The sequence below is a fragment of the Flammeovirga sp. OC4 genome, assembly GCF_000812565.1.
Taxonomy (GTDB): domain Bacteria; phylum Bacteroidota; class Bacteroidia; order Cytophagales; family Flammeovirgaceae; genus Flammeovirga.
In genome coordinates, this window is record NZ_JTAM01000031.1 from 86,184 (window position 1) to 99,483 (window position 13,300).

Sequence of the window (13,300 nt, forward strand, 5' to 3'; positions counted from 1 at the left end):
GTAAGTCATGGAAAATCAATCATTTGTGCAAAATAAGTCACTTGTTTCAGAAGGAAAAGTTACAACGGTTATTCGATATTTACTTGCTGTTATGATGATCGTTTTTGGATTAAACAAATTTTTGAATTTTATACCAATGCCTCCTGCTAGTGAGGAAGTTGCACAAGTTTTTGGCTCATTAATGCTGATGGGAGTCTTACCAATCGTAGGAATTATTGAGGTTGTTGGTGGATTGTTATTGGCAACTAAGAAAGCCGTTCCTGCTACATTAGTAGTTTTAGGAGCAGTAGGATTCAACGCATTTTTATTCCATGCAACACTTGATCCTGCTGGAATTGGCGGTGCAACATTCTTTTTGGGAATGGTTATTTATTTGGCTTACGCTTATAGATCTAAATTTGCCCCACTCTTTAAATAAGAGCATAATGTGATATGCATTTGTTCGTATACTAAAAAATATACTTTTACCTTAAGTTTAAACTTGAAGTTTTTAACCCATTCGAAGAGTAGTTTTATACTACTCTTTTTTTGTATGTCTACTCACAACCCTTGGAATAGTATGGTATAGAGGAGGCATATTAATTAAATTAAGGGCAATTTCAAGTATAGATTCGAATTTATATAGTATATTCTCACCTTACTTTATACCTTTACTTACGAGTATAACAAGTATCGAGAGTTGAATGCGTAATATTTTAAAAGAATATTTCTTACTTTTTTCCATTACTTTATTTGGAGTATGTGCGTATGGGCAAACCGCTAAATCAGAGTTAGCTTTGGCCATCACAATTGACAGTGCAATCTATCATAGAGATGGAGGAATTGTTGATCAATGGATCAATTATGAAGTTTTCACTCAAAGGGTATTCAAAAGCTTACATAGACGGTCTACTGATTGGAAAGATTATGCAGAAGTATTTAAGCAGGAGTTAAGGTTAGGAGAATTATTAGTAGAACAAATTGGTACAGATGGAGAATTGTCATTTGTAAAAGTTTTAGAAGATTCAGACGGCAATGTAAACTTATTATACCGAGATTTAAAAGGAGATGGTTGGCTAGATTATAATGAGATGTTGTTAGTCAAAAATCACCTGAATCAATGGAATATTGTTGATATTTATTTTTATTCTGGAGGAGGATATTTTTCGGATATTGTAGCCGCAATGTTGGCCAATGAAAACCCAGATTTAGTACAGAATACTTCTTATAGAAACTCATTATTGAAAGTGATAGATCTTTTTGGGTATAATCAAGAGGGGCTATATGGAAGTACAATTTCTGAATATGATTCGCTTTCTTCCTTTTTCCAAAAACAGAAAAATACACAAATCGCATTAATTCAAGCCCATGCATTGCAAGGTAATATTTCAGAGATGGAGTCTCTCAAAAATACCTATTTACAGCAATATCCTGATGATAAAAGTATCCGTTTGATTCTAATGGATATTTATGGTTCATTGGATAATTACGAAATGGCAAAAGTAATGCTAGATGAATTATCTCAATTAATAGGAGGTGATGAATACCTTTCGTTGCGTGAAGCTGAAATTCTTTTATCATGGAATAAAACAGCAAAAGCGAAAAAGGTATTAAAAAAGATTATTAAGTCTGAGAATTTTGTGACGGATGCACGACTACTATTAGTGGATGCTTATTATTCGGAACAGAATTATAAAGGAATGCTCGAAGAGGTAGTAAAGGTATCCGATGTAGTGGGAGTTGCTATTGAGGAAATATTATCCAAAGACAATTACGAGCAGTTTTATAGTTCTCCTGATTGGCAGAAGTGGAAAAAACAGAACAAAAAAAAAAGTCATGATTTAAAATAAAATCATGACTTTTTTATGCAAGTTGAAAATTAAGCTTTCGCTAAAAGAAAGTCTTCAACATTTTTATATTCAAGATCAAAAGCATCAGCAACAGCTTTGTATACTACTTCGCCACCAATGATGTTCAAACCTTTCTTTAATTCTTCGTTATCACGACAAGCCGCTTCCCATCCTTTATCAGCCAATTGAATAGCATAAGGAAGTGTAGCATTTGTCAATGCAAGTGTAGAAGTATAAGGAACTGCACCTGGCATGTTCGCTACACAGTAGTGCATTACACCATCTACTTCAAATACAGGTTCAGCGTGTGTTGTTGGTTTTGTAGTTTCAAAGCATCCACCTTGATCAACCGCAACGTCAACAAGTACAGCACCGTCTCTCATTGAGCTCAACATATCTTTTGTGATGAGGTGTGGAGCTTTTGCACCTGGAATTAGTACAGCACCGACTACCATATCAGCATCTTTGATTTCCTCGCGAATATTATGCTCAGAAGAAACCATTGTTTTCACGTTAGCAGGCATGATATCATCCAACTGACGTAAACGATACAAGTCGATATCCATAATTGTAACATCAGCACCCATACCTGCAGCAATTTTAGTTGCTTGAGTACCTACGATACCACCACCAATTACGATTACCTTTGCTGGTTTTACACCTGGAACACCACCAAGTAAAATACCTCTACCACCCATTGGTTTTTCAAGATATTTTGCACCTTCTTGAGTGGCCATTCTACCTGCTACCTCTGACATAGGAATCAATAATGGTAAGCTTCTATCCGCTCTTTCCACTGTTTCGTAAGCTAAACAAACCGGCTTTTGCTCGATCATAGCACGAGTCAATGGCTCATAAGAAGCAAAGTGGAAGTAAGTGAATAGTAATTGATCTTTTTTGATTAGAGAGTATTCTGCTTCAATTGGCTCTTTTACTTTCATAATCATTTCAGCAATTGCATACGTTTCCTCAATAGTAGGAAGCAATTGAGCACCTGCAGCTACATATTCTTCGTCAGAAAATCCACTGCCAATACCTGCTGTAGATTGAACATAAACGGTGTGTCCTCTTTTGATAAGCTCTTTAGCTCCACCTGGAGTTAAAGCAACACGGTTTTCATTGTTCTTAATTTCCTTTGGAACGCCTATAATCATGTCTAAAATGTGTTATATGAGTATGTATGTGTTATAAAAAATAGGTATCCTCTTCAATGAGGAATGGAAGTTTTGTGTGCTGCAATATATAAACGGAAATTTAGTTAATTAATATTTTTAAAATATTTTTTTGTTTTTGGGGGTAAAATGTATGAATTCTTTCGATTTGATATAAAAAAATCCCCATATACAGAATAAAATGTATATGGGGATGAATATTGTGATGCGTGATATTAATATCCTAAAGACTGGTTTTCTACTGATGCTTTTTCTAATAATGTAGCATATTGGTCAGCAGTAACATCTTTAGAGAAGTATCGGATTGGATTGACTTTTCTCTTTTTATGAATTACTTCATAATGAAGGTGTGGAGCAGTTGAAGAACCTGTACTTCCTACCTCTCCAATTTTTTGACCTCTGTATACCTTTTGTCCACGTTTTACATCAAACTTAGACATGTGTGCATATTTTGTCACATAGCCAAAACCATGATCTACTTCAATTTCCCAGCCATAACCTCTGTTAGATTTTCTAGTTTTGATAACTTTACCATCTCCAGTAGCATAAATTGCAGTACCTTTTGGTGCAGAGAAATCAATACCAGCGTGCATTTTCTTAACTTTTAGAATTGGATGAATTCTCATACCAAAACCTGAAGCTAATCTTTTTAAGTCTTTATTATCTACAGGTTGAATAGCAGGAATCGCCGCCAACATTTCAGATTTATTCAATGCCAAATCAACAATTTCATCGTATGACTTGGTTTGAATATACATCTGCCTTTTTAGGTTATCAATCTTAGAGAGAGTACCTAAAATCATATCTTCTCTCGAAAGTTTTTTGTCTAAAAGGTCTTGGTATTTCTGACTACCACCAGTACCAGCCTGACGGATTTCGTTTGGAATTGGGTCAGCCTCAAAAATGACACGATAAATTTTATCGTCTCTATCTTGAAGAGAAGCTACCACGTTTTTCACATCATCTACTTCTTTTTGAAGAAGCTTGTGTGAATAAAGTAAGTCTGCATTTTCCTTCTGTAAACGTGCTTCTTTAGCAGAAGGGAAGTATTTTATATATATAGCCGAAAAGAAAAAGCCGAATAATGAACACGCAAACAGCAACCCAGTGATGTTGATAAACATATCAAAGGGAGAGGTTCTTATGCGTTCGTAACGACAAGTTTCAGTATCGTAATAATATTTAATCTTTGCCATATCTCAATTTTGAAGACCTAGATCTTCGGTATTTGAAGTTCAAATATACAAAAAAAATATTAGATGCCTTTTATCACCTTTTAGAAGACATTGAAAGAACGTCTTAACACTATTTTATATTGCACTGACTTCAACAAATAAAGGAGGATTAAGTTTATAAAAATCTACTTTTTTAATATAAATATTAGAGGTGTTTTTTGTACATTTTTGTTAACATTGTTTACATGTAAGTATCAGATGTACAGTTATATATGTTTGGGTAATTGAATAATTGTCTAATTCAAATAAAGTGTTGACTTATTCCTGTAAAGAAGGCGTATTATGACTGCATTATTTGCTTCGTAAAAATGTGAAATTAATTTTACAACCCGGAAAATAAAATTACTGCTTTCCTCGTTATAAAAGTACTGATTCAGATCAATTTTCAACTTTATTATAGATTCTTGCTTTTAGATAATTATTTGATGAACTAGAATTTTACTGTGAAGCTGTTATTACTTTTTATTTGATCTTATGGTATTTCTTAAAGTACGAGAGTACTTTATACTGACTTTCTCTAGTTTTTTACCGATTACAAAAACTAGGGTGCTTAAGTGTGTTGACTATTTATTACAGGTATTAAAATAAACTAATTATTTACAATGAAGACGACGACTATTCTATTGTGTTACTGGTCATTTATAACTTTTATACTCACAACTGTATGTCATGCCCAATCGCCGAGACTATCGGAGGCTTCCGATCAGGTAACTAGAGGAGGCAATATACCGATACGGTGTGATGTTGTTGAAAGAGATTTGGCTATGTACGATCGGCAAATTTCTGCACTCTTAGCCGTTCCAACACTGGAAGGGATTGATACTCCTTTGAATGAGTATAAAGCATTGACAGTGAAATGTGTACAAGGCAAATGTAGTGGAACAGAAAAATATCTGAAAAGATATGAAAAGTTTGACAGCTTGGTTCGGTCACTAAAAAGTGAGCGCCATTGTAATTACTTGTTAAATAAGATAGAAGCTTATGAAGCTAAAAATCAGGCCTACCTCGCAAATGGAGACACCACTAAAATACAACTTGGAGGTATCCGTTCGACACTAAAAAAATTGGAAGAGGTAGATTGTAATCAGGATTATTCTCATTATGTAGCTCAGGAAAAAAAATGGGTGGAGGTGATTGAGGAGTATAAGTTCAATCAAAGTAAAGAAGAATTATATGAAGACGCTTTATTTGAAAACGATGTATTAGTAGCCGTTCAATCCTTATTAGAAAAAGGTCTCAACCCCAAAGTAGATACTTGGACATTGGAAAAAGCTATTTATACTAATAATATAGATTTAGTGAAATTAATTGTTGAGCATGGTGCACCAGTTAACTTTGAAAAAGGCACCGCTTTAGACCTTGTAGTTGAGGAAGGTAGTGAAAATCAAAAAAACTACGAAATGATAAAGTACTTAGAGAGTGCAGGTGCCAAAATTGAAAAATCAAATGGAGAAAAACTCGCTAAATTTGCAATTAGCCATAATGATGTAGCACTTTTTAAAGCTGTTGAAAAATACAATTCATTTACTTGGAAGAAATACTCTTTCTATTACTATAAAACGAAGGAAAAGGGAACTTATGACGCTGAAATAGGTGCGTACATAGGAGGTATTTTGAAAACGAAAGAAGTAGAGCACAATTGGGGTGATTATAGAACAGTAATGGATGATGAGGCGTTGGAGAAACAAATGATCACAATGTTTAATGAGAAAGATCAGAACTTTACTGTAAAAGACATTAAAATTGTAAATGGTGAATGGCTAATTGAAAAAAATGAAACAACAGGTGCTACAAAAGGAAAATTCCTAGTGACCTATTTGTTTGTTACTGATAAATACGATGTATGTGGAATCAAAAGGGTTCACTTCTTCAAACCATATGATGGTACTCAATATGGTCCTATGCAAATCAATTATGTTGGGAAAGGCTACAAATTGGTCAACTGTAGTTCATTGAATTAATTTCAATGGAAGATTGTTTTGAGGTATTAAGTAGAAAGTAAAACATTAAAGGAAGGGGTTGAGTTTATGAGAACTTGACCCTTTTTTATGTACTAATAAATGATAACCTAATAATGATGATGAAATTTGTATGTCATTAAAAATGGTGATATACTTGTTAAAATAAATGCTTAGAACCTGTTAAGATTTCACCTAAAATTATATCAAAGAAGAAATCCTGAACATTAATTCTAATAAATATGTGGACATTTTTTGAAGTGTCGCAAGCAAACTAATTTATCATTAAAACAAGCTCTAATTTTATGAAAAAGTTATTTTTAACTTTGTTCCTGGCTTTTTATGCGGTCATCTCTTTTGCTCAATCAAAAATATTTTTGACAGAGTATTATGATGAGACAGAGGATGAAACGAGAATGGAATATTATATTCTTTCTAAAGCAGGAAAATCGAATGGAACAATATTCAAGCATACTATTTATTTTTTAGATGGTTCGATACATAGAACTTATGATACCATTAAACCTAAATATTACAATGCTAAAGAAGGACAGTTTGTATCCTATTTTAAAAATGGAAATAAATCAGACGAAGGAGAGTATGCAGATAATAAAAAAGTAGGAATGTGGAAAACCTACCACGAAAATGGAAACCTTAATTTAGAATATAAAGTACAGTATGACAAGAAATCCGGAATACCATCTATGCTATTTGTGAATGGATGGGATGAAGACGGGAATCAAACACTTAAAGACGGAGAGGGGCAAATAAATCATACGATTTACCTCAAAAACGCTCGTGAAAAATATACTGAAGGGGGAAAAGTTCAGAACTCATTTAAGCAAGGTTTATGGAATGGAGTATTTGCATCTGGAGAAAAATATTTTGAAGAAAATTACAAAAAAGGTAAATTAATTAAAGGTGTAAGCTGGGATGAAAAAGCCAATGAATACGATTATAAGGTATCTGAATCTCCTGCCACCTATCCTAAAGGAATGGGATCGTTTTATAACCTTTTGGGAATAAACATGAGATACCCTTCTGATGCGAAAAAAAATAATGTACAAGGGAAAGTATATGTTCAGTTCGTAGTATTGAAATCGGGGAAACTTTCAGATTTTAAGATTCTAAAAGGTGTAAGCCCTTCTATTGATAAGGAAACTATAAGAGTACTTAAAAAATCACCTAAGTGGAAACCTGGAAGATTGAAAGGACAAACGGTAAAACAGAGAATGGTTTTACCGGTCTCCTTTAGACTTTAATAAAACTTATGAAAACGACCTATTCAGCTATGAATAGGTCGTTTTTTTTGAACAACTAAATTTCAGGCGAGAATTAATTAAGATATTATTTTCAGATTACGCGTACTAAACCCTATTTTCGTGACAAATTAAAACCATCAATCAATTCCTAATTTTTTTATGACTAAATATTTTTTCAGTAAACTGATTACGATTCTTTTATGCCTGCTGCCCTTTTTTTCTTGTAGTCTTTTTGAAGATAAAGCCAAGATCAACAAACCGTTGGAGTTACAGGCACCATCTTATATTAGAGGTATGGCTCAAATTGAATTATTGATTCAGGATCAAGTTCAATTAGAAATGAATGACGTTCAATTGTTTTGTAATGGGAAGGAGGTTCCAATTACTTTGAAGCAGTCAGCAAATAATTATGTTATAGCGTTTGATTCAAAAGGGATACAAGAAGGACTCCAATTGTTTTCTGTTCGAATACCCAAAGTAAAAGAAGATACAACTTCTGAATTTTTAACGGCTGAAGCGGCAATTGAAGTCGATAATTTTCTGCCTCCTTTTAAATTTGAAACCGGTTATGTCGATCAATTTAATTTTCGATCAGAATCTGGTTTGCCAGGGTATGATTTCTATTACTTGCAAAGTATATCTGATTATAAATACAATGTGTATTTTGCCGATGCCGAAGGTAATGTAATCTCAAAGGTGTACGATGTTTCTACTTGTAATGAAGAAATTGAAATCGAATTAGATCCGTCTATTATTGGACAAGATTTTTATTTTGTCAGAGCAGAAAAGTACTATTTTGATTATATACATACTGCTGCAAATGAGGAAGAACATATTGAAAATCATAAATTAACGTATGAACATGTATCTTCTTCAGATCAAGAAATGAAGACTTTCAGACCAAGAAATGATGATTCAAAATTAATTCTCAAAATAGCTCATGAAGTAAGTAGAGTGTATAAAAATTTTGGAGGAGCTAAAAGCCAAAGGTTTTTGTATTCAGATGAGTATTACAGTTATCATGAATTTATTTACAGAGAATTGGAGCAAAATGAAAAAGTTTACCCTTTTATTTTCTATTCTGATGATAAGTCAAGAGGTGTTGCGATAGTTTTCCAGAACTACGAAAGTGGTTCTACAGTAAGTGTAGAATTAGAGGATATTCAAGATGCTATTGCGGTTCAGCCTTTCCCTGAAAAAAATGGGGAGTGGATCTATATAGAGAGTTTAATTGATATTCATGGAAAAGATGTTTATTGTTCCAATAACTTACAGAGTATTAATAATAATGGCAAAGAAAGAGTCCTTTTCCCAATAAAAGACAATAAAATAAAAACCTTTGCTGTATCTAGATCAGGATATAGTGATGATTTTATGGCTTATTCCTATAGTACAAAACATGTTGAAACATTACCAATAGCGGTATCGAGTATCGAACTTAACAGAAAAAATGGTGATGAATTAAAGTATGAAAATGGTATTTACTCTATTTCAAGAAAAGATTTTATGGATGAAAAAGATAACTTGTCTTTAGTAGCAAAATTTGAAACTGGAATAAAGGATGGTAGAGAACAACTTACTGAGGTAACCGTGGAATCAAAGGCAAGGTTGGGAGCAAAAATGGATCTTGGGTCAGGTATTTCTTCTCAAAACTTATATGATGGTTATTTCGAAAGCTTAAGGCCAGATCATTTGAAAATGATTACATCTAATTACGAAAGTAATAAGTCCCAGAAGGAAAATGGTTATTACTTATTACAGGTGATAGACCTTTTTAAGGAATCATCTAGTTCTAGAAAAATCAGTAACTATGGAGATTGGAAGCAAAAGGAAGTAGGGGAGATGTACCGCATTAATCCTTAACTAAATATAGATCTAGAAAAGAGGCTGTCTCATAACTAAACAGTTATGGTTACAGCCTCTTTTTTATTCCCTTTTTTTGAAAAATCAGAAATAATAGTTCTTTATCCTTAAAAAGTAACTTTTTCATACTACATAAGCGTAATTTGAATAAATCAGTGCTTCAGACTCACAAAATAAGGTACTTTTAGCCTCTGCCACTTTCTTTCTGACGTATTTCTGTATATTCATAGATATGAATAGTAACCCTAATTCAATACTCACCTTGTCAATTTCTTTCATCAGAAATCGCTTAAACTTTTTATTACCTTTCATTTGGTCCTTAGATTCTCAGTTATTATGAAAATCAAAAGAGGTGTAAAAACAATAATTATAGATGGTGTAATAAAACTTGTTTAAGATGAATAGTGTAGGTGTGTATTCTCAAATTTACCTTGTAATGAGTTTATTATCATACATCAAACTATTCACAAATTAAAAATATGAAACAGATAGTTTTGACGTTATTCTTGATGTTTAACGTCTTTTTATCATTTGGGCAATCCAAAATTTTTTTAAATCAAAACCTCACACCGGTAAAGGCAGAAAAAAGAGCTCATTACTTCATAACTACAAAACAAGGAAAAAAAATTGGTGGAAATTTTAGGCATATCATTTACTTTAAAAATGGTCAAGTATATTCTATTTTTAATACTAAGAAGCCAAATTTCAATCAGACTAAAGAAGGACCATTTATTACGTATTTCCAAAATGGTAACAAGAGGTTGGAAGGGGAATATCGTCAGTCTGTCAAAGTAGGGATATGGAAACAGTATCATGAAAACGGATTGGTTAATTTAGAATATGAAATAGAGTATGAGCAAATACCGAACAATCCAAAAATGTTGCTATTAAATGGTTGGGATACACTGGGAAATCAAACTTTAAAAGATGGTCAAGGCTATGTGAAATATATAGCAACCAAATCTTCAGATTTAAAAATCTCAAATAAGCAAAACCTTGTGATAGTGGAAGGTCAAGTGAAAAAATATAAAAGAGATAAGGTTTGGAAAGGAAAGTATCTAACTGGAGAGAAATATTTTGAAGAGACGTATAGCAAAGGGAAATTGAAAAAAGGAATAAGTTGGGATAAAAATGAAAATCAATTTTCTTATACTAGAGTCATTGTTCCTCCTGTATTTCCTGGTGGAATGGCTGAATTTTATAAACAGGTAAGACGAAAGTTTGAATATCCCCAAGAAGCAAAAATGAATGGTGAACAAGGAAAAGTTTATATCAGATTTATAGTTCAGCCAACAGGTAAACTTTCTAATTTTAAGGTAATGAGAGGAGTTTCTCCTTCCATTAATGAAGAGGCATTGAGAGTAATGAATCTTGTTCCCGATTGGGAACCTCGTAAAGTAAAAGGACAGCCTGTAACAAGTACAGTAGTAATTCCTATTATTTTTAATTTAGGGTCACAGTAAAAAGTGTTGTACTTCTGTCTTGATAAGAGGAAAGTATTAAAAACGACCTTTTCAATGAAGAAAAGGTCGTTTTTAATATTCTAAGCTTATCAGTAATAGTTTTGAAGCATTAAAATTATTTCTATTCTGTTTGTAGTTTTTGTTGCTCTACAATAAATTCAAAAGCCAAATCAGCTAAATTTTTCCCATCAACAGTGGCTTTCCAAGCTCCATGCCCTGCACCTTCCAAAGGAATTAATTTAGCAGTTAACCCATTAGCATCATACGTGGCTTTAAGTTCTTCCGCTTTACTGAAAGGAGTGTTTTTATTTTGATCTTGAGTACCATGTAAAATTAATAAGGAAGGATCATCGCTATCGAATCGACTTTTTCCATCTAGTTTTTCAAGAGCATCTAATACCGCTTTCGTACCCCAAAGGTCAATAATGGTTTTTACTTTATATTCTTCTTCAAGATGAGTAGTAGATAAGGTCGGATCAGTTTCAATACTTATTTCATCTCTGTAGTCTTCGAGGTCAGAAATACCCAAACCAATTGCAGTTAAAGCACCGGCAGACCCTCCACCGACAGTGATGTAATCAGTGTTGATATGGTATTGCTCTTTATTGGCAATCACCCATCGCATAGCCGCTTTAGCATCACGCAAAGCTGGATAAACGGCCAATGCTTGTCCTCTCACTTTTTGAGGATATTTTTTAGAAATACTCACCCATTGTTGAGGAATAGTTCCCTTCTGTTTCATCACCCTATAATCTGCAGAGACAAATACCCATCCTCTAGAAGCAAAATACTTTCCCATGTTAGCGATATGGACCATTTTTCGTGAACCACCTTTAAATCCTCCTCCATGGAAAAATAGAAAAACAGGTCGATTATTATCCTTATTTTTGGGAGAATAAACGTCTAATTTTAATGGGACTTCATTTGCTTGTACACTATTAATCGCCTCATGACTTAACCCTTTTGCATAGACGATATCTTCCGTGATATTCACCTTGTAAGTAGCTTTATGAGTGATTGTAGGCACTTTATCTTTTCCTTTAAAAGAGAGTAATAGTATTACAGAAAAGAAAAAGAGATATAGTTTATTTTTCATATTCTTTACCGTTAAATAGTATTCAACATAAATAAAGATAAAATATCTAGTGACGGTTCAGTAATTTATTCAATGAAAGGCAGTTGTTTTTCAACGAAAAGGGAAGTAATAAACAAAAGGAGTGCAAGTATGAAGACTTTGAGATGAGCAAATTTTTCTATAAGTTGACGGACTTATAAAGACACGTGGTACAAATGGTGTTTTCCTTAACTCTTACACCACTTTTAGAAACTCTTCGAGATAATATTGATTACATTTGATACTACAATTAACTGTAACTAACCATAAAAATGAATATTACACAGAAAGCCTTTCAAATTGTTGAAAAAAGCGATGGGACTAACAAAACAAGTAAAGCTTTTGACGTTTTTATAATATCATTAATTTTATTAAATGTATTGTCAGTTATCTTAGAGTCTCATCAATGGATCTATAATCAATATCAAAAAGAGTTCTTTATATTTGAACAGTTTTCAGTTGTAATTTTTACTATTGAATATATTATTAGGTTAGTAACCTCAAAATACAAATATCCTAATAAATCAAGAGTTGGAGCAATATTAGCTTTCGTCTTCTCTTTTTATGGTTTGGTGGATCTATCAGCGATTATTCCATCTTATTTTATTCTGGCCAACCTCGACCTTCGCTTTATTAGAATTCTAAGATTATTTCGATTATTTAGACTTTTTAAATTTGGACGATATAGTTCTGCTATGTCTATCCTTATAAGAGTGATTAAGTCACGAAAAGAAGAGCTTTTGTTGACCATATTTATGTCTTGTATTTTAATAGTATTCTCTGCATCACTAATTTTCTTTGTAGAAAGAGAAGCACAACCTGGTGTTTTTTCAAGTATAACTAAGTCAATGTGGTGGGCAGTTGCTACTCTTACCACCGTAGGTTATGGAGATATGTACCCTGTTACTCCTTTAGGAGATATAATAGCAAGTTTTGTTGCAGTTATGGGTATTGGTCTTGTTGCACTTCCTACAGGTATTATTGGGACAGGCTTTATAGAAGAAATATCAAGAATTAAATCAGGAAAACCGGATGTGCCAGAAAAGTGTACATGTCCTAAGTGCGGTAATACTTTTGGAATAGCTACATTTACCCGGAGAGTAAGTTAAGTCCCTTCAATCAAAAAAAGTATTTTTGCATTATGGGAAAAAGACGTAAAAGAAGAAGCTACGACAAAGAATTCAAATTGATGATAGTTAACTTGATTCAAAGTGGTAGGCCAGCAAAGACAGTTGCTGAAGAGAATAACCTAGATGATCATATGGTCAGACGATGGGTACGTGAATATGATAAATATGAGGGTAACTCTTTTCAAGGGAATGGAAATGCTGTACAAACACCAGAAGAAGCTAGAATTGCACAGTTAGAAAAAGAGCTTCAAAAGGTGAAAACAGAACGTGATAT

General features: G+C 33.1%; 12 protein-coding genes. 8 read left to right on the plus strand and 4 right to left on the minus strand.

Annotated elements, in window-relative coordinates:
- Nucleotides 1–7: 7 nt before the first annotated feature.
- Together PL77_RS17580 and PL77_RS17585 are read left to right on the plus strand one after the other, a co-directional pair.
- The gene (locus PL77_RS17580; RefSeq protein WP_044208121.1) at nt 8–418 is read left to right on the plus strand and encodes a DoxX family membrane protein; all 411 of its coding nucleotides are present in this window, start codon (nt 8–10) and stop codon (nt 416–418) included.
- A 265-nt stretch (nt 419–683) separates the two neighbouring features.
- On the plus strand, nt 684–1,829 hold the full coding sequence (locus PL77_RS17585) for a lipopolysaccharide assembly protein LapB (RefSeq protein ID WP_044208123.1): 1,146 nt from the start codon (nt 684–686) through the stop codon (nt 1,827–1,829).
- Nucleotides 1,830–1,858: 29 nt separating this feature from the next.
- Here the strand turns inward: PL77_RS17585 and ald are convergent, their stop codons facing one another.
- Nucleotides 1,859–2,983, minus strand: coding sequence for an alanine dehydrogenase (gene ald / locus PL77_RS17590; RefSeq protein WP_044208125.1), 1,125 nt, complete (start codon nt 2,981–2,983; stop codon nt 1,859–1,861).
- A 233-nt stretch (nt 2,984–3,216) separates the two neighbouring features.
- Complete coding sequence (locus PL77_RS17595; protein ID WP_044208128.1) at nt 3,217–4,197, minus strand: M23 family metallopeptidase; 981 nt, start codon at nt 4,195–4,197, stop codon at nt 3,217–3,219.
- An 803-nt stretch (nt 4,198–5,000) separates the two neighbouring features.
- Here PL77_RS17595 and PL77_RS17600 point away from each other — a divergent pair.
- The 3 genes from PL77_RS17600 to PL77_RS17610 all read left to right on the plus strand — a co-directional run bounded on the left by PL77_RS17600 (nt 5,001) and on the right by PL77_RS17610 (nt 9,319).
- Nucleotides 5,001–6,197: an ankyrin repeat domain-containing protein gene (locus PL77_RS17600; RefSeq protein WP_044208131.1), complete on the plus strand. Its 1,197-nt coding sequence runs from the start codon at nt 5,001–5,003 to the stop codon at nt 6,195–6,197.
- Between the two features lie 302 nt (nt 6,198–6,499).
- A complete protein-coding gene (locus PL77_RS17605) occupies nt 6,500–7,456 on the plus strand; it encodes an energy transducer TonB (RefSeq protein WP_044208134.1) in 957 nt (318 codons plus the stop codon).
- 159 nt (nt 7,457–7,615) lie between these two features.
- Complete coding sequence (locus tag PL77_RS17610) at nt 7,616–9,319, plus strand: hypothetical protein (RefSeq protein ID WP_044208137.1); 1,704 nt, start codon at nt 7,616–7,618, stop codon at nt 9,317–9,319.
- 123 nt (nt 9,320–9,442) lie between these two features.
- Here PL77_RS17610 and PL77_RS32030 read toward each other — a convergent pair whose 3' ends face one another.
- The gene (locus tag PL77_RS32030) at nt 9,443–9,631 is read right to left on the minus strand and encodes a hypothetical protein (RefSeq protein ID WP_044208139.1); all 189 of its coding nucleotides are present in this window, start codon (nt 9,629–9,631) and stop codon (nt 9,443–9,445) included.
- 167 nt (nt 9,632–9,798) lie between these two features.
- On the opposite strand from PL77_RS32030, the gene PL77_RS17620 reads away from it, so the two are divergent.
- A complete protein-coding gene (locus tag PL77_RS17620; RefSeq protein WP_082026612.1) occupies nt 9,799–10,782 on the plus strand; it encodes an energy transducer TonB in 984 nt (327 codons plus the stop codon).
- Nucleotides 10,783–10,903: 121 nt separating this feature from the next.
- Here PL77_RS17620 and PL77_RS17625 read toward each other — a convergent pair whose 3' ends face one another.
- Entirely contained in the window at nt 10,904–11,878 is a 975-nt protein-coding gene (locus PL77_RS17625) for an alpha/beta hydrolase (RefSeq protein WP_052444524.1), read from the minus strand.
- Between the two features lie 290 nt (nt 11,879–12,168).
- On the opposite strand from PL77_RS17625, the gene PL77_RS17630 reads away from it, so the two are divergent.
- Nucleotides 12,169–13,005, plus strand: coding sequence for an ion transporter (locus tag PL77_RS17630; protein ID WP_044208143.1), 837 nt, complete (start codon nt 12,169–12,171; stop codon nt 13,003–13,005).
- Nucleotides 13,006–13,037: 32 nt separating this feature from the next.
- Nucleotides 13,038–13,300: transposase (locus PL77_RS17635; RefSeq protein ID WP_052444525.1), on the plus strand; the 263-nt coding region annotated here is incomplete at its 3' end.

What these genes read in the sequence shown, in the direction of transcription:
- PL77_RS17620 (WP_082026612.1), top strand. Translation starts at nt 9,799, where the DNA reads ATGAAACAGATAGTTTTGACGTTATTCTTGATGTTTAACGTCTTTTTA.
- PL77_RS32030 (WP_044208139.1), bottom strand. Translation starts at nt 9,631, where the DNA reads ATGAAAGGTAATAAAAAGTTTAAGCGATTTCTGATGAAAGAAATTGAC.
- ald (WP_044208125.1), bottom strand. Translation starts at nt 2,983, where the DNA reads ATGATTATAGGCGTTCCAAAGGAAATTAAGAACAATGAAAACCGTGTT.
- PL77_RS17580 (WP_044208121.1), top strand. Translation starts at nt 8, where the DNA reads ATGGAAAATCAATCATTTGTGCAAAATAAGTCACTTGTTTCAGAAGGA.
- PL77_RS17585 (WP_044208123.1), top strand. Translation starts at nt 684, where the DNA reads ATGCGTAATATTTTAAAAGAATATTTCTTACTTTTTTCCATTACTTTA.
- PL77_RS17630 (WP_044208143.1), top strand. Translation starts at nt 12,169, where the DNA reads ATGAATATTACACAGAAAGCCTTTCAAATTGTTGAAAAAAGCGATGGG.
- PL77_RS17605 (WP_044208134.1), top strand. Translation starts at nt 6,500, where the DNA reads ATGAAAAAGTTATTTTTAACTTTGTTCCTGGCTTTTTATGCGGTCATC.
- PL77_RS17595 (WP_044208128.1), bottom strand. Translation starts at nt 4,197, where the DNA reads ATGGCAAAGATTAAATATTATTACGATACTGAAACTTGTCGTTACGAA.
- PL77_RS17610 (WP_044208137.1), top strand. Translation starts at nt 7,616, where the DNA reads ATGACTAAATATTTTTTCAGTAAACTGATTACGATTCTTTTATGCCTG.
- PL77_RS17625 (WP_052444524.1), bottom strand. Translation starts at nt 11,878, where the DNA reads ATGAAAAATAAACTATATCTCTTTTTCTTTTCTGTAATACTATTACTC.
- PL77_RS17600 (WP_044208131.1), top strand. Translation starts at nt 5,001, where the DNA reads ATGTACGATCGGCAAATTTCTGCACTCTTAGCCGTTCCAACACTGGAA.